The 23041-nt window shown below is 40.3% G+C and carries 23 protein-coding genes; 18 read left to right on the plus strand and 5 right to left on the minus strand.

Translation table 11 applies throughout. From position 1 onward, the window contains the following. Positions 1-406 precede the first annotated feature (406 nt). Both WCG05_03280 and WCG05_03285 read right to left on the minus strand, forming a co-directional pair. Positions 407-994 (minus strand): TIGR00730 family Rossman fold protein, encoded by a 588-nt coding sequence (locus WCG05_03280; GenBank protein MEI8321015.1) that lies wholly within the window; start codon positions 992-994, stop codon positions 407-409. A gap of 2 nt (positions 995-996) precedes the next feature. After that, the gene (locus tag WCG05_03285) at positions 997-2250 is read right to left on the minus strand and encodes a hypothetical protein (protein MEI8321016.1); all 1254 of its coding nucleotides are present in this window, start codon (positions 2248-2250) and stop codon (positions 997-999) included. Positions 2251-2388: 138 nt separating this feature from the next. Between WCG05_03285 and WCG05_03290 the strand changes: the two genes are divergently transcribed. The 14 genes from WCG05_03290 (at position 2389) to greA (ending at position 14937) form a co-directional block, all read left to right on the plus strand. After that, positions 2389-3666, plus strand: a complete 1278-nt coding sequence (locus WCG05_03290) for an ATP-binding protein (GenBank protein ID MEI8321017.1) — start codon at positions 2389-2391, stop codon at positions 3664-3666. Positions 3667-3734: 68 nt separating this feature from the next. Next, positions 3735-4487, plus strand: a complete 753-nt coding sequence (lptB, locus tag WCG05_03295; GenBank protein ID MEI8321018.1) for an LPS export ABC transporter ATP-binding protein — start codon at positions 3735-3737, stop codon at positions 4485-4487. A 17-nt stretch (positions 4488-4504) separates the two neighbouring features. Next, the gene (gene raiA / locus WCG05_03300) at positions 4505-5095 is read left to right on the plus strand and encodes a ribosome-associated translation inhibitor RaiA (protein MEI8321019.1); all 591 of its coding nucleotides are present in this window, start codon (positions 4505-4507) and stop codon (positions 5093-5095) included. Beyond that, the gene (gene atpH / locus WCG05_03305; GenBank protein MEI8321020.1) at positions 5095-5634 is read left to right on the plus strand and encodes an ATP synthase F1 subunit delta; all 540 of its coding nucleotides are present in this window, start codon (positions 5095-5097) and stop codon (positions 5632-5634) included. Before raiA ends, atpH begins: the two co-directional genes overlap by 1 nt. After that, positions 5635-7170, plus strand: coding sequence for a F0F1 ATP synthase subunit alpha (gene atpA / locus WCG05_03310; protein ID MEI8321021.1), 1536 nt, complete (start codon positions 5635-5637; stop codon positions 7168-7170). Positions 7171-7243: 73 nt separating this feature from the next. After that, entirely contained in the window at positions 7244-7981 is a 738-nt protein-coding gene (locus WCG05_03315; protein ID MEI8321022.1) for an ABC transporter ATP-binding protein, read from the plus strand. 1 nt (position 7982) lies between these two features. Further along, a complete protein-coding gene (locus tag WCG05_03320) occupies positions 7983-8834 on the plus strand; it encodes a metal ABC transporter permease (protein ID MEI8321023.1) in 852 nt (283 codons plus the stop codon). A 2-nt stretch (positions 8835-8836) separates the two neighbouring features. After that, entirely contained in the window at positions 8837-9712 is an 876-nt protein-coding gene (locus WCG05_03325; GenBank protein ID MEI8321024.1) for a metal ABC transporter substrate-binding protein, read from the plus strand. A 419-nt stretch (positions 9713-10131) separates the two neighbouring features. Continuing rightward, positions 10132-11400 (plus strand): transcription termination factor Rho, encoded by a 1269-nt coding sequence (rho, locus tag WCG05_03330; GenBank protein ID MEI8321025.1) that lies wholly within the window; start codon positions 10132-10134, stop codon positions 11398-11400. Between the two features lie 2 nt (positions 11401-11402). Then, positions 11403-12023: a 16S rRNA (guanine(527)-N(7))-methyltransferase RsmG gene (gene rsmG / locus WCG05_03335; protein MEI8321026.1), complete on the plus strand. Its 621-nt coding sequence runs from the start codon at positions 11403-11405 to the stop codon at positions 12021-12023. 27 nt (positions 12024-12050) lie between these two features. Next, on the plus strand, positions 12051-12809 hold the full coding sequence (locus WCG05_03340) for an AAA family ATPase (protein ID MEI8321027.1): 759 nt from the start codon (positions 12051-12053) through the stop codon (positions 12807-12809). A gap of 7 nt (positions 12810-12816) precedes the next feature. After that, on the plus strand, positions 12817-13728 hold the full coding sequence (locus WCG05_03345) for a ParB/RepB/Spo0J family partition protein (GenBank protein MEI8321028.1): 912 nt from the start codon (positions 12817-12819) through the stop codon (positions 13726-13728). Between the two features lie 36 nt (positions 13729-13764). After that, positions 13765-14370 (plus strand): DNA polymerase III subunit epsilon, encoded by a 606-nt coding sequence (gene dnaQ, locus WCG05_03350; GenBank protein ID MEI8321029.1) that lies wholly within the window; start codon positions 13765-13767, stop codon positions 14368-14370. A gap of 93 nt (positions 14371-14463) precedes the next feature. After that, positions 14464-14937: a transcription elongation factor GreA gene (gene greA / locus WCG05_03355; GenBank protein ID MEI8321030.1), complete on the plus strand. Its 474-nt coding sequence runs from the start codon at positions 14464-14466 to the stop codon at positions 14935-14937. A 146-nt stretch (positions 14938-15083) separates the two neighbouring features. Here the strand turns inward: greA and WCG05_03360 are convergent, their stop codons facing one another. The 3 genes from WCG05_03360 to WCG05_03370 are packed head-to-tail and all read right to left on the minus strand — an operon-like array spanning position 15084 to position 18908. Continuing rightward, positions 15084-16970: a VacB/RNase II family 3'-5' exoribonuclease gene (locus tag WCG05_03360; protein ID MEI8321031.1), complete on the minus strand. Its 1887-nt coding sequence runs from the start codon at positions 16968-16970 to the stop codon at positions 15084-15086. Beyond that, positions 16963-18414 (minus strand): AMP nucleosidase, encoded by a 1452-nt coding sequence (locus WCG05_03365; GenBank protein ID MEI8321032.1) that lies wholly within the window; start codon positions 18412-18414, stop codon positions 16963-16965. The genes WCG05_03360 and WCG05_03365 overlap by 8 nt, the downstream gene beginning before the upstream one ends. Positions 18415-18455: 41 nt before the next feature. Beyond that, positions 18456-18908: a hypothetical protein gene (locus WCG05_03370; protein MEI8321033.1), complete on the minus strand. Its 453-nt coding sequence runs from the start codon at positions 18906-18908 to the stop codon at positions 18456-18458. Positions 18909-19149: 241 nt separating this feature from the next. On the opposite strand from WCG05_03370, the gene WCG05_03375 reads away from it, so the two are divergent. The 4 genes from WCG05_03375 to WCG05_03390 all read left to right on the plus strand — a co-directional run bounded on the left by WCG05_03375 (position 19150) and on the right by WCG05_03390 (position 22973). After that, positions 19150-20694, plus strand: a complete 1545-nt coding sequence (locus tag WCG05_03375; protein ID MEI8321034.1) for an Npt1/Npt2 family nucleotide transporter — start codon at positions 19150-19152, stop codon at positions 20692-20694. A 99-nt stretch (positions 20695-20793) separates the two neighbouring features. Further along, the gene (gene pgsA / locus WCG05_03380; protein MEI8321035.1) at positions 20794-21336 is read left to right on the plus strand and encodes a CDP-diacylglycerol--glycerol-3-phosphate 3-phosphatidyltransferase; all 543 of its coding nucleotides are present in this window, start codon (positions 20794-20796) and stop codon (positions 21334-21336) included. Continuing rightward, positions 21336-21788, plus strand: a complete 453-nt coding sequence (locus tag WCG05_03385; GenBank protein ID MEI8321036.1) for a tRNA (cytidine(34)-2'-O)-methyltransferase — start codon at positions 21336-21338, stop codon at positions 21786-21788. Before pgsA ends, WCG05_03385 begins: the two co-directional genes overlap by 1 nt. Before the next feature lie 165 nt (positions 21789-21953). Next, entirely contained in the window at positions 21954-22973 is a 1020-nt protein-coding gene (locus WCG05_03390; GenBank protein MEI8321037.1) for a glycosyltransferase family 9 protein, read from the plus strand. The last annotated feature ends 68 nt before the right edge of the window (positions 22974-23041 follow it).

Below are 23041 nucleotides of genomic sequence, written 5' to 3' on the forward strand. Positions count from 1 at the left end.
CTGCCAATTCCATTATCATCTTCTTTAACGATGGTGTTTCCCTATCCATCGGCACCACGTAGGTCTTTACAGACGTTAAGACTTCTTACTCATCTTCTACGGAGCAACACTAATGATTCTTATAACCCCCTTTTCAGGGTAAAAGATTAACGATTACGTCGTGAATTCGCAGGATCTCAAGCTTCTAATGTACGCAATGTACATGTCGAAGCTCTCGACCTTTAATTCACTCGTACTCCTTAATTTTTCCTCCTGAATTAATTAGGAGAAGTTTTCTAAGAAACAAGTAATTCTTTATCGATATTTTTATTCCGTCTAGACAAGACAAATATATATCATGTAATTATACCAAATGTCAATAGATGAGAAGTAAAAAAGTGAAAAGTCTATTTATTTATCGTTATAGTTAAAACCACTTTTCTGTTGGATCAACCTTGATCAGAGGCATTTTTTTAAGAGTTGGCAAAATGTCTTCCATGCAATCCACAAACATACAAAGGGTTTCATCTGTGTCACTGGCAAAAGCAGTTTTAACAATATGATGGATCAAATCCTTTAAAGGATCCCAAAATCCATAAAAGTTGGCAATAACAATGGGTTTTGCATGTAGACCAATTTGCTTACGCGTCAAAACATCAAAAAACTCAGCCAAGGTACCGAACCCCCCTGGCAAAACAACAAGCGCATCACAGGCATCAAACATTTTTTCTTGTCGTTTTTCCATGGAATCCACAACAATAAGTTTTGTGATGTTTTTGCTGCCAATTTCATACTGATCCAAATACTCTGTCGTGATTCCTAAAACTTCGCCACCTGCCTCCATACAAGCGTCAGACACAACCCCCATAAGCCCCACACGTCCCCCGCCGAAAACAATTTTAATATTGTGCTTGGCTAAAAGCTGACCAAATTGATGGACAGGCTCTTTATATTTGAGATCTATATGGGCGGAAGAACTACAGTAAACACAAATAGAATTTATGGAAACAGTCATTGTTACCCTTGAATTGATTGTGCTTCCTGTTTAGCCTGAAGAACCCACTCAGGTTCTTGTGCGGGAGTGTCCGTTGGTGAATCCACTGGGGCGTCTCCATCAACTCCAGAAACAGTATCTGCATCAAAAAGGGGCCCTGCCCCACCCAGAACAGAGGTATTGGGCGCCGCCGTTTCACCAACTTCACCTAAAGAACTGGCAGAAATACTTGACTGTTCGCCATTTTCATTAACCGGCATGGAAGTGGCCCCTGCAGAAAATTCAGGATTTTCAGAATTCTTGGCCTGAACTGCTTCTATCAAATTCGATTGCAGTTTAGCTTGCAAAGCAATCTTCTCTTGATGAAGAGTGTTCAAGGTTTCTGCCTGCTTCTTTTGCTTTAATCTGCCTTTTTCTTCATCAGTTGCAAGCCGATCTGCAATGACTAAAACAAAATCATTAGATCCATCAGAATTGGGGGACATAAATTCGTCAATAACAGCGTTTTCCCGATAAGTTTCAATAGAAACTACAGAAAAATTGGGGTCCGTATCTTGAACTCTGTACGTGCGAACCAAAGGAGAAGACTTAAGGTGTGTATCAACATCTACCCAATTTGTTTTAGGCACATAGATTAGGATTTTTTTCTCATGGGGCAGACTATCGAAATTAAAATATTCCCGGGCCGTAGACGTTATAGATACCCACGTTGTTTCATCTTTCTGTTCAACCACTTTAACGGCTGTAATTTTATTAGCAGGTGGCGTGGGAATTTCAACCATGGGATTTACAACGATCGTAGGGGCTGGAGCCATAATTTGAACAGGGGCTGGCTCGGGCATTGGCATTTCTGGCTCAGGCTCAGGCTCTGGAGCAGGTTCTTCCGTAACAATATCTATCAGAAACTGATACTGACCCACTGGAGTTGGTTCCAAACTGTACCCAGCAACGGAAGTTCCTGGACTAAAGGACAGTCTTAACAGCCTGGGGCTTTCTGTAATACTGTTCAAGGTATAGCTTTGAAAGTTGCCCTGGGCTTCATTTACATAAAAAGGAATATCCCAAACCGTGTCTTCAGGGGCTTCAATCAGGATATCCCCTGAATTGGCCTCAACACGAACATATAAATTGATAGGCTGTGATAAAGTAAGGGCAATCCGTGTTCTGTTTTCTTCATAGCCGAGCTGTATATCTGAAATAACCAGATTCCTTTTTGCACAAGAGGCATTCCCCCATACAAGTACCCCCAGCAAAATATAGAAAATTCTTTTAAACATTACCTTCCTTTTATCCCCATCATACATAATTTTTGATTTCTGTGAATGGATTATTTTATTTTCCCCCTATTTATATGAATAAGAACTTTACAGAAGGACAGATTTATTATAATCTGTACCTCTGTAGAAGGACACCTTATGAATAATAATTCTTTATTTTCTGTTTTGCTTGAAGAATTTCACGATAAAATAAAAGATTTTCCAGAGGGCATTATCCGGGAACGAACTTTTCCAAATATTCCTAATAAAATTATGGTTGCAATTGGAATGCGCCGCACTGGCAAAACACATCTTTTGCTTCAAACTATCAAAACCTTACTAAAGGAAATTCCTTTAACACGAATTCTTTACATAAATTTTGAAGATGACAGATTATCTGGGCTATCCCAACAACAACTGGCTGGATTACTAGATGATTTTTACTCTTTTTACCCAGAAAACCATGATGCCTTATGTTATCTTTTCTTAGATGAAATCCAAAACGTAGATAATTGGCATCAGGTTGTTCGCCGTTATTTTGACACAAAGAAAGTTAAAATTTATTTAACGGGATCTTCGGCAAAACTTCTTAGTAAAGAAATAGCCAGTTCTCTGCGAGGACGATCTTTTGCCGTTGAAGTTTGGCCTTTCAACTACAAAGAGTTTTTAGAAAAGAAAAATCTTTCTTTTCCTTCTGGGATTTTAGGAAAAAAAGCTTTGGACCAGTCTAAAAAAAATCTTACAACCTATCTTGAACAAGGTGGGTTGCCAGAAGTTATTTCCTTAGAACACCAAGAAGATCGCACCAAAATTTTGCAGGACTATGTATCAACCGTTATTTTTAGGGATATTGTTGAACGCTACAATATCACGAATCTTCATTTGATTCGGCAATTGATTAAAATTATTCTTAAAAACATAGGGTGTCTTGTATCCGTAAACAAGCTTTTTGAAGATCTTAAAAGTCAGGGAATTAGTGTCAGCAAAGGTACTCTGCATGAATATTTTGAATATATTAATGACAGTTATTTAGCGTTTACAGTGCCACTTTATGCAGAATCTTTAAGAAAAGTGCAATCAAATCCTAGAAAGATTTATGCGGTCGACACAGGACTATCCAAAGCCTATTCTGTTACTTTAATGTCTAATTTTGGTCACCACTTTGAAAATCTTGTTTACTTAGATTTAAGAAGAAGAGGAGATGAAATTTATTACTATTTAACAAAAAAAAATAGACGCGAAGTAGATTTCTTCACGTGTGATTTAATGGGAAAATGGCATCTGTATCAAGTTAGTTGGGATATAAGCGACCCAGAAACACTCGCAAGAGAGACCTTAGCCCTGCGGGAAGCTGAAGAAGAATTGAACCTTAAAGGACACATCATTACCCCAGAATCTTATTTTTCTGAATTTTTACCAAGCCTTCAGCGATTATAATCATCAGAACTTATTTTATTTTCTCTGATTTTTATGGTAGAAAGCATAAAGTCTCATATAATAGAATCATGAAAGATCAACACACTCAGGAAAAAGAACTTGTTTTGTCAGCAGAGGATATCTCTAAGGCCTATGGAAAACGGCCTGTTTTAAGGGGTGTGTCCATTCATGTAAAACAAGGGGAAATTGTTGGTCTGCTGGGCCCCAATGGGGCAGGAAAGACCACTTGCTTCTATATGATTTGTGGTTTAATTAGCCCAGACCATGGAAAAATACTTCTAAATGGTAAAAATATTACCCCCTTGGCTATGTATCAAAGGGCTCGTCTTGGCATTGGTTATTTGCCTCAAGAAGCCTCTATTTTTCGGGGGCTTAGCGTTGAAGACAACATTCGGGTAGTTCTTGAAAGTTTAGACATGACAAAAGCCCAACAGGATAAGAAGTTGGAATCCCTGCTTGCTGAGTTTTCTATCACTCACATCAGAAGAAGTTCGGCCCTTGCCCTTTCTGGAGGAGAGCGCCGCCGCGTAGAAATTGCCCGTGCTTTGGCTACAAGCCCCAAATTTATTTTGTTTGATGAACCCCTGGCTGGTATTGACCCCATAGCCGTTCATGACATTCGTCATCTGATTACTCACTTAAAAGAACGGGGAATTGGGATTTTAATTACAGATCATAATGTTCGTGAAACTTTGGGTCTTGTGGATAGGGCCTATATCTTGAATGATGGGGTTATTTTGACAGAAGGCACGCCAAAGTCTATTATTAATCATGCAGACGTGAAGCGCGTTTATTTGGGAAGCACATTTAGTTTAGATTAAACATAACAGGAGAAACCATGAAAACACATATAGTCGGTAAAAATTTTGATCTAGGAGAGTCTCTTAGAGCCCATATTGAAGAAGCTTTAAAACGCGTTCTATCAAAGTCCTTTGATCATGCGATCACATACCATGTGACCGTTGAAAAAAACCACGATCTTATACATACGGCCATTGAAATCCATGTTGGACAGGGTATCGTTGTTTTTGCAGACGAAAACAATGAAGATAGCTATACATCCGTTGATCGGGCCATTCACAAAATTGAAAACAACCTACGTCGTTATAAAGAGCGCCTAAAGGCCCACCACACAAATCATGACCTTTCTAAGGAAGAAAAAGGGATGCAATATATTTTGCACAGTTCCTATCGAAATTTAGAGGGATCTGATGAAACCCATGAAGATCACAAGCAACCCTCTGTAATCGCTGAAACAACAGCTTATGTTCCCACCATTTCTGTCAGCGAAGCTGTTATGAGATTAGATTTAAGCGGTAATCATGCCCTTCTTTTCAGGAATAAATCCCATGGAGAACTCAACATGGTTTATTTGCGAAAAGATGGCAACATTGGCTGGATTGACCCCAAGGGAAATAAGGGACATTAATGTTTTATGATGCAAAACAAAAAATTGGCCATGCTTGTGCTTTAGCTCTGTTCGAGTCTTATAAAGCGGAAGCCCCTGTTTTGCAAAAGATTCATCAAGAACTTAAAAAGTGCGCGGAAATTCTTCAAAAGGTCCCTGCCCTTGGAGACTATCTTCGCAACCCCCTTTTATCCAAAGATGAAAAAAAGATCATTCTTCGAGATGCTTTGAAAATTAAACAGATAGGGGAATTTCTGGATTTATTGGTGGAAAAGAACCTTGTTTCTTACTTTTCTCAATTCGTTAACAGTTTTGAAACCCTGTTTAAAAATTTTTCTAAGATAAAAACAATTTACGTTAAAGTAGATCCTTTAGATGAAGATACGAAACATATGTTGACAAAGTTTTTAAAAAGCTATTTTAAAGGATATGAAACTGAGATTATCTTTGAGTCTTGTAAAGATTTGCATGGTGGATTTATTGTGCGGTCTGATAACCTATATTGGGACAATTCTTTAAAAGGCAAGATAAGTTCTTTAAAGATAAAAATGGGAATTTAGATGTCATCTTTTGATGCAGTAAAAGTTTGTCAAATTTTAAAAGAAAAAATCAAACACTTTGATGATAAAACCTCTTTAGAAAAAGTAGGAACGGTCATTTCGGTGGGGGATGGGATTGCTACCATTTATGGTTTGGATTCTGTTCAAGCCGGTGAATTATTGATTTTTGAAAACAAAGTTAAAGGCATGGCTCTGAATCTGGAAGAAGACGTCGTAGGTGCCGTTGTCTTTGGTGGGGCCCAAGCCATTAGCGAAGGAATGAGGGTCAAATTAACGGGAGAAACGATTAAAGTTCCTGTAGGGTTTGCTCTTTTGGGCCGTGTGGTAGATGCTCTTGGAGAGCCCATTGACGGAAAAGGCCCATTAAAAGACGTGAAGTATAACCCCATTGAAACCCCTGCCCCCGGTATTATTGACCGAAAGTCTGTCCATGAACCCATGGCAACTGGCATAAAATCTATCGATAGTTTGGTGCCAATTGGGCGTGGACAACGGGAACTGATTATTGGAGACCGCCAAACAGGGAAGTCTGCCATCGCTTTAGATACGATCCTGAATCAAAAAAGTTTTAATGCCAATAAATCAGATAAGGAAAAACTCTTTTGTATTTATGTGGCGATTGGTCAAAAAAGATCGACAGTGGCCCAATTAGTGAAGATCTTAAAAGATGAGGGCGCCCTAGACTATACAATTGTTGTGGCAGCCACTGCCTCTGACCCTGCTCCTCTCCAATTCTTGGCTCCCTATGCGGGATGCGCTATGGGGGAATATTTCCGCGATAATGGCATGCATGCCTTAATAGTATATGATGATCTATCAAAGCAAGCCGTTGCCTATAGGCAAATGTCTTTGCTATTAAGAAGACCCCCTGGACGTGAAGCTTATCCGGGAGATATTTTCTTTCTTCATTCAAGATTATTAGAGCGCGCCGCTAAGTTAAGTGATGAAAAAGGGGGTGGGTCTTTGACTGCTCTTCCTATTATTGAAACACAGGCTGGAGATGTTTCCGCCTATATTCCCACAAATGTGATTTCTATAACGGACGGGCAAATATTTTTGGAAACAGATCTGTTTTATCAAGGATTCCGTCCTGCTATTAACGTGGGTCTTTCCGTGAGCCGTGTTGGATCAGCCGCCCAAACAAAGGCTATGAAACAGGTTTCTGGCCGTATGAAGTTAGAACTAGCCCAGTATCGCGAAATGGCTGCCTTTGCCCAATTTTCTTCAGATTTAGACCCCTCAACTCGCCAGTTACTTGATCGAGGGGATAGGTTATCAGCTTTACTTAAACAACCTCAATATAAACCTTTTTCTTTGTCTCAAGAGGTCATAGCCCTTTATGCGGGCGTTAATGGATTTTTAGACAAAATTCCAACAAACTTGGTTAAAGACTTTGAAGAAAAACTTCTTAGTTTAATGGGTGAAAAACATAACGACATTTTAAAGGAAATTGAAACCAAAAAAGAATTAACGGAAGATGTTAAGAAAAAATTGGACCATATTTTAGAATCTTTGTCTAAGGAGTTTGTAAAATAAAGGTTTTTCCTCTTTTTTATAGCTCTTTAAAGCGCTTTTCTTGGGTTTCTTTGCTCATTTTCTTTCTGTGGCTATGCATTTGGTGGGCTCTTTGATCACAGATATTCATCAAAATAAAATTACCGTTAAAAATTTAACGGTTTCCTATGGCAACACTTTAGCCATAGAAAATATTTCTGGATCTTTTGAACCTGGGTCCTTAACAGCAATTGTTGGCCCCAATGGGGGAGGAAAAAGCACTTTTCTGAAAGCCCTTCAGAAACTTGTAAAGCCGTCGAAAGGGTCTGTCATTCACCACTGTTTACATGTTTGTGACCGGGCTTATCTTCCCCAACAAACAGACTTGGATTCTTCCTTTCCCCTGACCGTTTATGATGTGGTTGGTATGGGCCTTTGGCGCAGAAGAGGGGCTTTTAAAAGTTACAAAGCTGAAGATCATACCAAAATTATGGATGCCCTCAATAAGGTCGGTTTGCAAGGTTTTGAGCAAAAATTGATTGGAAATTTATCGGGGGGGCAATTTCAAAGAATGCTTTTCGCCCGTATTATTTTGCAGGATTCTTCCTTAATCATTCTGGACGAGCCCTTTAATTCCATTGATCACCAAACTTATATGCATTTGATGGATCTTATCAAAGAATGGCACCAAAAAAACAAAACGATCATCATCGCCTTGCATAACCTGGATTTGGTAAGAGAATTTTTCCCACAAACCCTTTTAATTGGGCGCTGTTGTGTGGGATGGGGCCCCACAAAAAAGATTTTGACAGATGCTCACATCAAACAATCCTTTACAAACTTAATGGTTTAGCATGATCGACGCCCTTTTAGAGCCCCTAAATTACAGTTTTATGAAGAAGGCTCTTGTGAGCTGCTTCTGCTTGGCCCTGGGGTCTGGCCCTGTAGGTGTTTTTCTTGTCTTAAGGCGTATGAGTCTTATGGGAGACGCCCTATCCCACGCCATTCTGCCAGGAGCTGCCATTGGGTATATTGTAATGGGGCTTTCCTTGCCTGCCCTGGGCGTTGGAGGGATTGTGGCCGGCCTGTGTGTAGCTGTGCTCGCAGGACTTGTTTCTCGGTTTACCTTTTTAAAAGAAGATGCTAGTTTTGCCGGATTTTTCTTAATAGCCTTGGCTTTGGGTGTTCTCATTATCTCCACTCGTCATAACACCGTTGATCTTATTCATATTTTGTTTGGATCTGCGCTGGCTGTAGACTCTACTACCCTGGTGTTAATGGGGGTTATTTCAACAGTAACTCTGCTGGCTTTAGCGATTATCTATAGGCCCCTCGTCATGGAATGTTTTGATCCTAGTTTTTTCCAATCCGTTGGGGGAAGCGGCGCTTTCTATCATCTTCTTTTCTTAGGTTTGGTCGTCTTGAATTTGGTTTCTGGCTTTCAAGCATTGGGAACCTTGTTATCTTTGGGAATTATGATGCTTCCTGCTATAAGTTCCCGTTTTTGGGCTCAACAGGTTTGGAGTCTTTTCTTAATTTCTAGCCTGCTTGCTGCAGTTTCTGGGCTGGTAGGGCTTTATCTTTCCTATTACACAGACTGGCCGTCTGGCCCCTCTATTGTGTTAGTGGCTGGTCTTATTTACATTTTTTCCTTGTGCTTTGGGCGTCATGGAAGTATTTTGCGACATACGAAGTCTAGATTTTAAGTATGAAGAAGTTATTTTTTCTATGTTTCCTGTTTCTTGTTTCCGGTGTTGCTTTTTCAAAAGAACCCCTGCGGATTGTTTCTACCTTTAGCATTCTAGCTGATCTAGTTAAAGAAATTGGAGGAGATCGAGTTCATGTTGATTGTATTGTGGGCCCAGACTCGGACCCCCATATTTATGAACCTCGCCCCTCAGACATTATAAAAATTTCCAATGCTCAAATCATTTTCATAAATGGTCTAGGGTTTGAGGGCTGGTTAGAACGCTTAATGTCAGCTGCTGAAAGTGACGGGAAATTAGTCGTTGCGACAGACCACATTTACCCTAGGCTCGTTTTTGAAGGGACCGTTGTCCAAGACCCCCACGCATGGCACAGCGTTGCTAATACAAAAATATATATTACCAACATTCGAGATAAATTAATTGAAATCGATCCATCTTCTGAAAAATATTATGAGCGCCGCTTTCAAATTTTTTATAAAAAACTTACAGACCTAGATAAAAAAATTAGGGAAAAAATTGACAAAATTCCCCCTGAAAGAAGGAAAATTATTACAGCCCACGATGCCTTTGGATACTTTGGAAACGCCTATGGGGTTCAATTTATGGCCCCCCAAGGCATTAGCACAGAATCTGAAGCCCGCGTTCACCAGGTGATTTTCTTAATTAAACAGATCAAAGCCTTGAAAGTTAAAACCATTTTTATAGAAAATATTTCAGACCCAAAACTAATTGAACAAATTGGAAAGGAAGCTGGGGCCAAAATTGGAGGAACTTTATATTCAGACGCCTTATCTGGCCCAGAGGGTCCCGCGAGTAGTTATATAAAAATGATGGAATATAATATAGACCTTCTTCTAAAGGCCATGTCCCTCTAAAAACCTATGTATAATTTGTGCACAACTCTGAATTAAACAAAAAGGCTTAAGGTTATTCTTTTTCTTCCCCACCACAAACCACTAAACACTATTCCACACAAGAAACCTATAGACATAAGTGAAATTTGTGGAGCAATTAAAAAGTCTAGGATTTTGGCGCCACCCTGAACATAAAACCTCTAACTACTATGTGGGGTTCTTGTGGATAAAAGAACTCAACAAGATTCACAGGGTATACTACTACTACTATCTTATATTAATTATTTATAAGCTAAGTTATAACAAATGTTTTAAGCAATCCTTCAAAAAAAATCAATTTTATGAAAAATATGCTTTTCCTCTTAGAAAGATTGTGTTATCTCTAAACATGAAATCAGTTTTGGTTTCTTTAATTATCCCCCAAAAGAAAGTGATTACTTATGAATTTGCAAGACCTGAAAGCCACGTCAGCCCATGACCTTCTTACTTTGGCTGAAACCCTGAACATAGAAAACGCCAGTACCCTGAAAAAACAAGACCTTATTTTTTCAATTCTAAAAAAATCAGCCGAAAATGATGTAGCCATTTTTGGCGGCGGTGTGGTTGAGACTCTATCAGATGGCTTTGCCTTTCTAAGGTCTCCCCAATCTAACTATTTACCCGGGCCTGACGATATTTATATTTCCCCAAGCCAAGTACGGCGCTTTAGTTTTCGCACCGGAGACATTGTTGAAGGACAAATAAGGGCCCCCAAAGAAGGGGAGCGGTATTTTGCCCTTGTGAAAGTAAACAAAATAAATTTTGATGAACCCGAAAAAATAAAGCATCGCATCAATTTCGATAATTTGACACCGCTTTATCCAGACGAAGCCCTGAAAATGGAATTCGATTCGGAAAAAACAAACAAAACCGGAAAAGATTCAACTACTCGCATCATAGACTTAGTGACACCCCTCGGAAAAGGGCAGAGAGGCTTGATTGTGGCCCCCCCCCGCACAGGAAAAACTGTAATGTTGCAAAACCTGGCACATGCCATTGAAAAAAATCACCCGGAAATTTACCTGATCGTTCTTCTTATTGATGAGCGCCCAGAAGAAGTGACAGATATGGCGCGCTCGGTTAACGGCGAAGTTGTAAGCTCAACCTTTGATGAACCTGCTATTCGTCACATCCAAGTTGCAGAAATGGTTATTGAAAAGGCCAAGAGACTTGTTGAACAAAAAAGAGATGTTGTCATTCTATTGGACTCAATCACACGACTAGCGCGGGCATATAACACTGTTATTCCATCCTCAGGGAAGGTTTTGACAGGAGGGGTTGACGCTCAGGCCCTGCAACGTCCAAAAAGATTTTTTGGGGCAGCGCGTAATGTTGAAGAAGGGGGCTCCTTAACCATCTTGGCTACAGCCTTGATTGATACAGGCTCCAGAATGGATGAAGTCATCTTTGAAGAATTCAAAGGAACAGGAAACTCAGAAATTGTTCTAGACAGAAGAATTGCAGATAAAAGAATTTTTCCCGCGATCGACATCACAAAGTCTGGAACGCGCAAGGAAGAACTGCTTGTTGACAAGGCAACCCTTTCTAAAATGTGGGTTTTAAGAAGAGTTTTGAATCCTATGGGCACCATTGAATCTATGGAATTCCTTAATGAGAAGCTCAAGGAAACCAAAACGAATAAGGATTTCTTCTCTTCCATGAACTCATAGAAATGAATCCTCCCGAAGACGTTTTAAAAAAGATATCAGAAATAATCCAGAAAGATGTTTCACGTGAAACACTTTTGAAGTTTGATGTCTATTTAAATCTTTTGTTTTCTGAAAATGAGAAATACAATCTTATTGGAAAAAAGGAAAAGGAATTTGTTTGGCATCGCCATGTTTTAGATTCTGTTCAGATTTATCCCTTCCTTTTATCTAAAAAATCTATAATCGATCTGGGGGCTGGGGCTGGATTTCCTGGGGTACCCCTTTCTTTTTTGGGAACACCTAATATAACTCTTGTCGATTCTAGTGAAAAAAAGACAAATTTTTTAAAAATAGTTTCACGTGAAACAAATCAAGATTTTAAGGTTGTGTGCAAAAGAGTAGAGCAGATAAAGAACCTTCGATTTGATGTAGGAATTTCGAGAGCTTTGGCCCCCTTGTCTAAAATCCTAGAATGGTGTCAAGAAATGTGTGGTGAACTTGTTTTGCTGAAAGGGAGATCTTATCAGGCCGAAATCGATGAAGCGAAAAAAACATTTTCTTTTGAATGTGAGGTTTTTTCAAGTATAACAAGCGATGAATCTAAGATATTGAGAATAAAGAAACTTAGAAAAAAACTTGAATAAATCTCTGGAAGGCTTTATGAATAGTTTATGACAAAAATTATTTCTATAGCGAATCAAAAAGGGGGGGTTGGCAAGACAACAACGGCCATTAATCTTTCAACGGCCTTGGCGGTTGCTGATAAAAAAGTTTTACTGATAGATTTGGATCCCCAGGGAAATGCAAGCACAGGGTTGGGTGTTCAAAAAACCAACAGATTTCCAGGATCCTATGAGTTTTTGATAGGCAATTCGACTTTTAATTCGTGCGTTCGACCCACCATGGTCCCAAATCTTTCTGTTGTTCCGGCTTCCAAAGATTTGGCGGGGGCAGAAATAGAACTGGTTTCGGTTTCTGAGAGGGAAAAATGTTTATCTAAAAAGGTTTCTTCCCTTTCTTATGATTATATCGTGATTGATTGTCCCCCTGCTATGGGGTTACTTACTTTGAATTCTTTAGCCGCGTCTGATGAGGTTATTATTCCTTTGCAATGTGAGTATTATGCTTTAGAGGGGTTGTCCCAATTGCTGCAGACCATAGAGGTTGTATCAAAAAAGATCAATCCCAGGCTTTCTCTAAAGGGGATTGTCTTGACCATGTTTGATTCCAGAAACTCTTTAAGTGCTTCCGTGGAAAAGGATGTTCGTCACCACATGAAGGAAAAGGTTTACCAAACAGTTATTCCAAGGAATGTAAGGGTTTCTGAGGCTCCTTCCCATGGGGTTCCTGCTATGATTTATGACCATAGAAGTTCTGGAGCAAAAGCTTATATGGGGCTGGCTTTAGAAATATTAAAACAAGATAAATGAGGCAAGTATGAAAAAAAGAGGATTGGGTCAAGGGCTTTCAGCTTTATTGGGGGAAGAAATTTCCTCTTCAATTAATAGAAATGAGGGGGGAACCAAAGAAGTTTTTTCCACACAACTTTCTCCAAGTTCTTTTCAGCCCCGAGAAATTTTTGATAATGATGAGCTTGATCTGTTAGCGGCATCTATTAGAAATAATGGTATTCTGCAGCCGATCCTTGTTCGTAGAAAATCTGACAATGATTATGAAATCATTGCGGGAGAAAGACGGTGGAGAGCAGCTCAGCGTGTAGGCCTTGAAAAAATCCCAGTTATAGAAAAAATTCTAACGGACGAAGAGGCTCTAACAATTGCGCTGGTTGAAAACATTCAAAGGGAAAACCTAAACCCTATTGAGGAAGCACATGCCTATCAACGGATCATAGAAAAAACAGGATATACTCAAGAAAAAGTTTCAGAAATTGTTGGAAAAAGCCGCGCCCATGTGGCAAATCTTTTGCGCCTTAATCAGCTTTCTGACAAAGCAAAAACTCATGTTAAGGATGGCAAAATTTCTATGGGTCATGCTAAGGTTTTGATTGGCATGGAGAATATTGAAGAGATTATCGATTTGATTATTCAAAAGAATCTTAATGTTCGACAAACAGAAAACCTTGTTAAGAAACTAAAAATTCTTGGTAATGAAAAGATTGAAAAAAAGTCCCCCTCTTCCAGTAAAAAACAAAAAGAAAACCTAATGACGGCCCTGTTATATACGGACGATGAGGTTTTAAAAGTTCAAGGGTTTATTGAAGAAATTATGCAATGCAAAACAACAGTTCAAATCAAGGGAGAAAACAACATAACCGTTTCCTTTCATCTAAAAGGTATGGATGAGCTGGATTCCTTTATGGCCAAAATCAACACAACGTTTTCTGAATAGAAATAGGCTGTTGATAAGTTTGTGGAGAAAGTAAAAATGAGAGAAATTATTCTAGATACGGAAACCACAGGTCTTTCCCCTGCTCATGGGGATAGAATGGTTGAAATTGCCTGTGTTGAGCTTATAAATCATCTACCAACAGGGCGGGTCTACCATAAGTATTTGAACCCTGAGAGAGAAGTTTCTAAAGAAGCTTACGCTGTTCATGGTTTAGACTATAGGTTTCTAAAAGACCATCCTTTGTTTTCGGAAATTTCCCAAGAATTCTTAGAGTTTATTTCTAATTCCCCCCTAGTTATTCATAACGCAGACTTTGATATGAAATTTTTGAATGCTGAGCTTGGGAAGAGATTGGAAAACCCTGTGGTTGATACACTTCCTATGGCGCGGAAAAAATTCCCTGGGTCCCCGGCTAGCTTGGATGCCCTTTGTCGACGGTTTCAGATTGATAATAAAGATCGCACGCTGCATGGTGCCCTAATTGATTGTCATTTATTAAGTGCTGTTTACTTAGAGCTAAAAGGCGGCAGACAAGCAGGGTTTGCGCTATCATCAGAGACACAACCTCAGCAGAATGTAGAAGATATTTTGTCCTTGTATAAAGACAAAGTTTTTAGAAAACCCAGAAATTTTAGTGTTTGATTCACAAGCAGGGAAAAACTCTTTTTTCTTGCTTTTTAGGACAGGTTTCAGTATACCCTATCAGAATCGTTTGAATTACCTAAAGGAAAAGTCATGGAAAAAATCCCTTTAACGCTAGGTGGCCTCAAGAAAATGCAAGAGGAGCTTAAGCACATTAAATCCGTTGAACGGCAGGCCATTATACAGGCTATTGAAGAAGCGCGAGCTCACGGTGACTTGTCTGAAAATGCAGAATATCATGCAGCCCGTGAACGGCAATCTTTTAATGAAGGCCGTATTAATGAACTGGAAGATAAAATCAGCCGGGCCGAAGTTATTGATGTGCAGAAATTGTCGGGGGATTCCGTCAAGTTTGGGGCAACAGTTTCTTTATTAGACCATGATGCTGATGAAGTGATCACTTACCAAATTGTGGGGGCTGAGGAGGCCGATGTTAAGTTATCTCTTTTGTCCATTACATCTCCCTTGGCGCGGGCTTTAATTGGCCGCAAAAAAGGGGATACGATTGAGGTTAAAACTCCTCGTGGAGAAAAAACCTACGAAATTCAAAAGGTAGAGTTTATCTAAACAAATATTCGTGATACAGGACAATGGCCTGTCATGCTTAGTCAGCCTATCGTTTTCTCTCAAGGACGGGAAAAGGCTGGAATAAAAAATGTTCCTCTTGCTATGTAAATAGCTGAGATTTTTCTGAAAATCCTTTAGGCGATCACCTAGAACCCAAACAACAACCGGCCGCGGACCAGATCAGCCTCAATCAATTTTGCTTTGATGGTGTCGCCAAGGTTAAAGGTTTTGCGGCGACGGCGGCCTTCTAGTCGGGCAGGGTTTTCCTTGAAAATATAGAAATCGTCCCGCATGGACCCCATGGGTATAAAGCCCGTTGCCCCCACATTATTAACTTTCACGAACAAACCGGCATGAGTGATGGTTGAAATATATCCTGTAAAAACCTCGCCTATTTTTGGGGCAAAGTAAGAGGCCATATAACGGTCCATGGCGTCGCGCTCAGCCGATACGGCCCGACGCTCTGAGGCCGAACAGGACCTTCCCAATTCTTCAAAAGCTTCCACGCTTTTATCGGGCAGATCATCGTCCAAGCCCAGGGCTGTCAAGAGCCCTCGATGCACCAGAATGTCTGGATACCGGCGTATGGGTGATGTAAAATGGCAATATTCTTTCAAGTTTAATCCAAAATGGCCAATGTTATGGGGCCCATAAACGGCCTGCTTTTGGCACCTTAAAATTAGATCATTCACAATGGGGGCCACAGGGGTATGCTGAACCGCATAAAAAAGTTTTGTGAAATCGTAGGGCGTCAGAATGGGACCAGATGTTTTTACCCCCAAATGCCGTAAAGAAAATTTCAAGTTTTCTGTTTTTTCCGGGTCTGGTGTGTCGTGAACTCGATACAAACAGGGAAGATTATGTTTTTTAAGGTGTTCTGCCGCGGCCACGTTGGCCAAAACCATGAATTCTTCAATCAGTTGATGGCTGATCAGGCGAGGTTTCGGCATCATTTCTTTAATCACACCCTTGTCATCAAAAATGATATAGGGCTCGTCACTTTCAATCTTTAAGGTCCCCCGTTCGGTGCTGGCTTTTGCCAAGGCATTATAGGCCCGGAATAAATTCTGAATCAGGGCTTTTTGGGGGTGTTTCATCAACGGTGTATCGTGGACTTTTTGAACATCTTCATAGGTCAGACGGGCGGCTGATCGCATAAGTCCCCTGAAAAATTGATGACGCAGCTTACTGCCATCATGGGCAATCCACAAATGAACCCCCACACAGGCACGATCGACATCTGGGTTTAAGGAACACACCCCATTCGAAAGAGTTTCTGGCAACATAGGTATAACCTTATCAGGAAAATAGACAGAGGTTCCCCGGTGATAAGCTTCCCTATCCAAAGCTGTTCCAGGGCTCACATAATGGGCCACATCCGCAATGGCGACAATCAGGTGCCAGCCGTTTGGATTCTTTGGATCTTTATCAGGTTCGGCCCACACAGCATCGTCGAAATCACGGGAATCACGGCCATCTATAGTGACAAGATTAAGGTGCCGTATGTCTTCTCGTTTTCCCAGGGGAGGAACCACAGACACCGTGTTGGCTTCATCCAAAACAGCGGCGGGAAATTCCTTGGGAATTTCGAGCATGGCCAACACCAATCCACTGATGTCCTTGGGGTCTGCCCCTAAGGGCTCTAATAGCTTAACCGTATCAGACTTTCCTGGCAAAATCTTGGCTTTGAAAAGGGTGCCAATTTGATCTTTCGAAAATTCTTTCATGTCTTGAATGAAAAAAGTTCCTTTAACTTTTCTATCCGCCGGCACAAACCTGATACCGCGGCTCATCTTATGAACCTGACCAATCAAAAAAGAGGGTATTTCCCGGGGGGTGAAAGATTTTTTAAAGGGACGATCTTTCTTCTTTTTGGTGCCTAAAGACGCCAACAACCGCTTAAAGGCCATCTTTTGACTGGTTCCTTTGATTTGAAAAGTTTGAAAAAGTTCCCGTTTGGAAACCAGTCCTTTTTTGCTTTTTAGAAAATTTGAAAGTTCCTCGGCCGAGGGAAGAAAGCGGGGTTTATCCAAAGGGAACCTCAAAAAATCCGCGCAATTTACGGCTATGAAGCTGATCAACACCTCGATCTTTTAGTAATTCAATCGTATGAAGGCCAATGCGCAAATGTTGTTGAACGCGCTTTTGGTAAAATACATTGGCCATGCCCCGCATCTTAATTTCCCCATGAACGGGTTTGTCAGAAACACACAAAAGCGTGCCATAGGGTACCCGGAAACGGAACCCATTGGTGGCGATGGTGGCTGATTCCATGTCAACGGCAATGGCTCGGCTTTGACGCAAATGAACATAGAAATCTTTTGTATTTAGTTCCCAATTTCTATCACAGGTGGAAGCAACCGTTCCTGTTCTAGAGCGCACTTTCAGTTCATCCCCCGACAAGCCTGTGACTTCTTTGATAGAATCGGTCATAGCTTGTTGGATTTCGGTGATGGATGGAATTGGAACCCAGCTAGGCACATCTTGGTCTAAGACGCGATCATCTCGAACATAAGCATGAGCTAGTACGTAATCTCCTAACATTTGGTTATGTCTTAGTCCGGCGCAGTGTCCCACCATAATCCAACAGTGGGGGCGTAAAACAGCCAAATGATCTGTTATCGTTTTTGCATTACTGGGGCCTACGCCAATATTAATGAAGGTAATCCCATTTTGTCTGGGACCCTTTAGATGATAAGCGGGCATTTGAAATTGATTGGTATCACAGTGCTTTGGAAAGGGTTCGTTTCTGCCGACTTCACACCCACCTGGTCCTACCAGGCTTGTATATTCTGAACCGTCTTTTAACTTGTCCTGAGCATATTCAATAAATGCATCTACATATCGTTGATAGTTTGTTAACAGAATGAATCTTTGAAAATGCTTCGGGTCTGTTCCCGTGTAATGATATAACCGATCCAAAGAGTAATCCACGCGGGGGGCCGTAAACAAGGCGAGCGGCATATTTTCACCCCGTTCAACTTCATGCATGCTGTTGGCAATATTGTCATTAATTTGCCGCAAATCTAAAGGTGGAAAGGCTTTTTCGATAACTTTTCTTTGAGCTTCAGATATTTTTAAAAGCTGTTCGTCTTCTACTGCATATAACATGGGGATGGGCGTATGGCTTTTTCCTACCTGAATGGTAATGCCATGATTTTCAATTAAACTTTCCAGCTGTTCCAGATAATAACTTTTAAACAGATCTGGCCGGGTGACAGTAATGCTGTAGGTACCGGGGTCATACACAATTCCATACGATACGGGGGACATAGGGCTAATCAGCTGATCAGCTGTCACCGTTATTTGAACGCAGGGATAGGTGGCGTTTTCTAAAACTTTTTTGTTAAGGGGTTTGTTATTTAAAACCTGTAAAAACTCGTCTTGAATTTGTTTTAGGCTTTTTTTATACAGCTTTTCAATCTGGCTAAAAGCCGAAACAGCCGTTTTATGAGACGTAAGGGAAGCTTTTTTCATATGCCCAGTATATAAGGGATATGAAAAAAGGTAAAAGGAATTTATTCGCTTTCTATTTCTTGAGGCTCTCTTTCCCAACTTCCTGTCCTACAAAATTCCTGTAAACACTCTTCTGACATGGCTAAAAATTGGGACATGAGAACAACTTCGAGACCTTGAGTATCTCCTTGGTCTTTCGCCTTATCAAAAGCTTTGATGACCAGGTCAACTCGAGACTCTCTTTCGTTAGGGGTTATACTGTCTATATCACTTATAATAGCAGGATGAGTATTGTTCAGCCGCCCACTGCATAGGTTCTCGGCTAATAATCGAACTGATTCTTCATCAGAATTCTGGAAAAATTTTCCTGATAATCTGGGTGTTGCCACGCTTATTTCTGAATCCAGTCTTTCTTTTTGAGGGGGTGTCATAAATTCTTCTTCAGGACGGTCAAAAGAGGCGCCAAAAACATCAAGGCACGCAGACAAAAGGAAAAAAAACAAAATAATTTTCATAGGACCTCATAACACGTTATTTTTTCTAAATAATTTCGTCTGCTTATAAAAGCCCCCTGACCGAAAGTCAAATTTTAAAAAATAATTTACTGAAAAAACAAGGTCTAGCAATGAAATAATCCCTAGTGGAAACTAAAATTTATTGACAAGAGCGTAAATTCGTGCAAGGTAAAAGTAATCACAGATGGTTCTGGGATTAGATGTTTATTGTGAAACAATTTAAGTATTGAAGGTAAAAAAAATGTCAAAAGACAATCATAAATCTGAATTTAAAGGATGGCGTTCTCTCGTCTGGCCTATCCATAACCACGAACTAAAAAAATTCTTGCCTATGGGCATCATGATGTTCTGTATCTTGTTCATCTACACGGTGCTGCGTGATACAAAAGATGCTATCCTTGTAAATGCGCCCGGTGCTGGGGCAGAAAGCCTTTCCTTTGCTAAGGGAATTGGGGTAACATTCTCGGCTGTTTTATTCATGATCATGTATGCAAAAGCCGCCAATATTTTTGGACGGATCGGTTTGTTCTATGTAACAGCCATTCCTTTCTTGGTGTTCTTTATCAGCTTTGCTTTCTTCATTTACCCAAATCGGGAAATGTTCCACATGAGTCTTGAAACTATTCAAGCCTACCAAGCGGAATATCCAAACTTGACATGGATTGTTCCTTTGGTTGGAAACTGGACTTATACTCTGTTCTACATTTTGTCGGAACTGTGGGGAAGTGCTGTTTTGTCTTTGCTTTTCTGGCAGTTCGCGAACGCGATTACTCCTGTAAAAGAAGCAAAACGTTTCTATGGTATGTTTGGTTTCATGGGAAATTTCGGTCTGATTTTCTCAGGACCCGCTATTATTTATTTCTCAACAATTACTCAAAATATCGGTCTTGAAAAGGCTGAAGCTTGGGGTTTGACTTTGAAATATCTGATGGCTCTTGTAGTTGTAGCTGGTGCTATTTTATTGGCTGTGTTCTATTGGATGAACAAAGTTGTTCTAACAGATAAGCGCTTTTATGACCCAGAAGCTATGGGCGAAAAGAAGGGTAAAAAATCAAAACCAGGGCTTATGGAAAGCTTCCGCCACATTATAGAATCACCTTATTTAGGATTGATTGCGGCGTTGGTTCTTGCTTATGGTGTTTCCATCAATCTGTTCGAAGGTGTTTGGAAGGGACAAATTAAGATTGCTTATCCAAATGAAAATGACTACAACACGGTTATGGGCGGACTTTCCCTTGTAACGGGTCTGATTGCTTGCTTGTTTATGTTGGTGGGAAGCAATATTTTGCGTCGCTTCACTTGGAAAACAGCAGCCTTGATTACCCCTGTAGCATTGTTGTTAGGAATCGGTATTTTCTTTGCTGCTATTGCTTATAACAATACTCTTGTGCCACAGGGCATGAAGATTGTGGAAGCAATTGCTCAAGGTGCAATTGGCCGAGAAATCGTCGTGTTCGTTGTGTTTTTGGGCTTGGGTGTTAATGCCTTTGGTAAGGCTGTTAAGTACTCTTTGTTCGACCCAACAAAAGAAATGGCTTACATCCCCTTGGATCCTGAACTTAAGGTAAAAGGTAAAGCGGCCGTTGACGTGATTGGTGGTCGTGGTGGTAAATCAGGTGGTGCCTACATTCAAATGGGTCTTTTGACAGCATTTGGTGGAAGCGCTTTGTACCAATTGGTGCCGATTCTTGCCCCCGTTGTTTTGGGTGTGGTTATTCTTTGGATTCTGTCAGTTTTTGGACTAAGCAAGAAATTCCAAAGCATTACTCACGACAAGACAATGTAAATTTTTACAAAAATTATATTCAGAAAGCCCCCAGTTTTGGGGGCTTTTTTGTTGCCATTTTTTTGAAAAAAGAATTAAATTTGTTTTTTTTAAATAGGTATGATATTTCATATATTAATGAATCTGGCCAATATTTTAACCTTTTCTCGCATTTTAATCGTTATTCCCTTTGTGGTAACGTTTTACATTCACTCGCCTTGGGCAAGTTGGTTGGGTATTTCCCTGTATTGGATTGCGTGCCTGACAGACTATTTCGATGGGGTTGTGGCTCGCAAAAAAAATCAAATTTCTAACTTAGGTAAATTTTTAGACCCTGTGGCTGATAAACTGCTGATCTCAACAACTTTGATTATGTTGGCGGGAACGGGGACGCTAACTGGGCTTTCTTTAATTCCAGCGATTATTGTATTGGGCCGTGAACTTTTTGTTTCGGGCTTACGAGAACACCTATTCGAGCAAAAAACTCAAATTTCTGTGAGTGGTTTGGCCAAATGGAAAACAGCCGTTCAAATGCTCAGTCTTTCCTTTTTGCTGGTTCAGGCGCCTGAATGGGTCCTGGAAATTGGTATGGCTCTCTTGTGGGTTTCAGCGGCCTTATCAGCGATCACAGCCTATCAATACTGGATTAAGGTAAAGATTTAATGGACCTGTGCCTTTACCAACCCGAAATCCCGCAAAATCTGGGGACTTTATTGCGGCTTGGGGCCTGCATGGGGGTTGGTATTAGGGTGATTGAACCCTGTGGATTTGTGATCAGTGACAAAAAATTACGTCGATCTGGCATGGATTATATGGATCACGTAGATCTGACCCTTGTAGAATCGTGGGAGGCTTTTCTTGAGCAATACAAAAGTCGTCGCATCATTGCCTTAGATACAAAGGGATCTGTGGTTTATACAGATTTTACGTTTCAGAAGGATGATATTTTGTTGTTAGGACAGGAAGGAAACGGGTTACCAGATAGTGTTTTAGCCCAAACTACCCATCAAGTTCGTATTCCCATGATGCCAGGCATGAGGTCCCTAAATGTAGCAGTTTCAGCGGCGATGGTGTTAGGAGAGGCTCTACGTCAAACTAATAGAGCTTATGCCTAACCTCAACTCTGGGGATAATTTTGGTGTCAAAGCTAGTCTGTGATGCTTGCGCACGTCATCGCAAAACGGCTGCTTGGCAACACATAGATCCCTAAGTATGTTTTTCAGAACTTATTTGTCCATCTTGTAACAAATGCAAACTAATGCTATGTTGAGACTCGACCCATGGCTATACAAAAAATAAGAAGCAAAACGATTGTTATTCAACCTCAACAGGGGATTGGAAACTTCATGTTTTATTTACCCCATATTCACAGTATTGCCCAAAGAACTGTTGAAAAAAAGGTTATTCTGCTTGCGCATCCTAGTTCAAAAGCAGATATTTTTGCTCAAAACGATCCTTATATTGAAAAAGTTATTTGGGTTGAAACGCATCCCGGAAAACATGATGGATTTTTGGGGGCTGTTCGCTTAGCAAAACTTTTAGAGTCCTATAAATTTGAAAAAGCCTGGATTTTATGTAGTCGAAGTATTCGGTATGGACTTAGTTGCTGGCTTGGGGGCATTAAAAAGATTTATGGCCCTGGCCATGGTATGCAGAAATATTTTTTGACGTCTCGCAAAAGTTTGACGATTCCTGAACAAAAGAAGCATCCCATTGAACGCGCCAACCTTCTTTTACAGAAAAAAAACATTCCATTTTTGGGCGAAAAAACGCCCCTTTCCATTCCAGAATCTTATTTAAAAAATGCTCAGAAAAAATTTGGGGATTTACCAAAACCTTGGATTGGTTTGGTTATCGGATCAAGTAAAAGTCACAAAAAATGGCCAAAGGAACATTTTTTGGAATTGGCTGATAAGCTATATAAAAAGAAAAAAGGAACCATTTTTATCATTGCAGATCCTCAGGACAAAAAAGATGCTCATGCTTTACATATTTCCCTGTCGGAACGGGGTATCAATGTTCAATCTGTGTTTGAAGATTTATTGACAGTGTTTGGGTTGATTCACCAATTAGATTTTGTAGTTGGCAATGAAACAGGGGTGACCCATGGGGCGCCGCTTGTGGGTACAAAAGCACTGGTCTTGTTAGGGATTGGTCAAGATCTTATTCATAACTACACTCAAGTTGAGGGGGTTCGGACTGTCGACACAGATGAAATTCGAACAGAACACGAAAATGATTTAGCCAATCTTAGCCCAGAAAAAGCCTTCGAAAAGATCAAAGATCTTGGGTGGCTTTAACTAATCTAAATAGTACTTTTTAGATATTTCTGTACAACTTTGTAATAGTATTTATAATAGGGGGTATT

Source organism: Alphaproteobacteria bacterium, assembly GCA_037146715.1.
Taxonomy (GTDB): domain Bacteria; phylum Pseudomonadota; class Alphaproteobacteria; order UBA7879; family UBA5542; genus JBAWWO01.

What these genes read in the sequence shown, in the direction of transcription:
- rsmG (MEI8321026.1), top strand. Translation starts at nt 11,403, where the DNA reads ATGAATCCTCCCGAAGACGTTTTAAAAAAGATATCAGAAATAATCCAG.
- WCG05_03340 (MEI8321027.1), top strand. Translation starts at nt 12,051, where the DNA reads ATGACAAAAATTATTTCTATAGCGAATCAAAAAGGGGGGGTTGGCAAG.
- dnaQ (MEI8321029.1), top strand. Translation starts at nt 13,765, where the DNA reads ATGAGAGAAATTATTCTAGATACGGAAACCACAGGTCTTTCCCCTGCT.
- WCG05_03290 (MEI8321017.1), top strand. Translation starts at nt 2,389, where the DNA reads ATGAATAATAATTCTTTATTTTCTGTTTTGCTTGAAGAATTTCACGAT.
- WCG05_03320 (MEI8321023.1), top strand. Translation starts at nt 7,983, where the DNA reads ATGATCGACGCCCTTTTAGAGCCCCTAAATTACAGTTTTATGAAGAAG.
- WCG05_03315 (MEI8321022.1), top strand. Translation starts at nt 7,244, where the DNA reads ATGCATTTGGTGGGCTCTTTGATCACAGATATTCATCAAAATAAAATT.
- greA (MEI8321030.1), top strand. Translation starts at nt 14,464, where the DNA reads ATGGAAAAAATCCCTTTAACGCTAGGTGGCCTCAAGAAAATGCAAGAG.
- WCG05_03375 (MEI8321034.1), top strand. Translation starts at nt 19,150, where the DNA reads ATGTCAAAAGACAATCATAAATCTGAATTTAAAGGATGGCGTTCTCTC.
- pgsA (MEI8321035.1), top strand. Translation starts at nt 20,794, where the DNA reads ATGATATTTCATATATTAATGAATCTGGCCAATATTTTAACCTTTTCT.
- WCG05_03285 (MEI8321016.1), bottom strand. Translation starts at nt 2,250, where the DNA reads ATGTTTAAAAGAATTTTCTATATTTTGCTGGGGGTACTTGTATGGGGG.
- WCG05_03280 (MEI8321015.1), bottom strand. Translation starts at nt 994, where the DNA reads ATGACTGTTTCCATAAATTCTATTTGTGTTTACTGTAGTTCTTCCGCC.
- WCG05_03390 (MEI8321037.1), top strand. Translation starts at nt 21,954, where the DNA reads ATGGCTATACAAAAAATAAGAAGCAAAACGATTGTTATTCAACCTCAA.
- WCG05_03345 (MEI8321028.1), top strand. Translation starts at nt 12,817, where the DNA reads ATGAAAAAAAGAGGATTGGGTCAAGGGCTTTCAGCTTTATTGGGGGAA.
- WCG05_03365 (MEI8321032.1), bottom strand. Translation starts at nt 18,414, where the DNA reads ATGAAAAAAGCTTCCCTTACGTCTCATAAAACGGCTGTTTCGGCTTTT.
- WCG05_03385 (MEI8321036.1), top strand. Translation starts at nt 21,336, where the DNA reads ATGGACCTGTGCCTTTACCAACCCGAAATCCCGCAAAATCTGGGGACT.
- WCG05_03325 (MEI8321024.1), top strand. Translation starts at nt 8,837, where the DNA reads ATGAAGAAGTTATTTTTTCTATGTTTCCTGTTTCTTGTTTCCGGTGTT.
- rho (MEI8321025.1), top strand. Translation starts at nt 10,132, where the DNA reads ATGAATTTGCAAGACCTGAAAGCCACGTCAGCCCATGACCTTCTTACT.
- WCG05_03370 (MEI8321033.1), bottom strand. Translation starts at nt 18,908, where the DNA reads ATGAAAATTATTTTGTTTTTTTTCCTTTTGTCTGCGTGCCTTGATGTT.
- atpH (MEI8321020.1), top strand. Translation starts at nt 5,095, where the DNA reads ATGTTTTATGATGCAAAACAAAAAATTGGCCATGCTTGTGCTTTAGCT.
- raiA (MEI8321019.1), top strand. Translation starts at nt 4,505, where the DNA reads ATGAAAACACATATAGTCGGTAAAAATTTTGATCTAGGAGAGTCTCTT.
- lptB (MEI8321018.1), top strand. Translation starts at nt 3,735, where the DNA reads ATGAAAGATCAACACACTCAGGAAAAAGAACTTGTTTTGTCAGCAGAG.
- atpA (MEI8321021.1), top strand. Translation starts at nt 5,635, where the DNA reads ATGTCATCTTTTGATGCAGTAAAAGTTTGTCAAATTTTAAAAGAAAAA.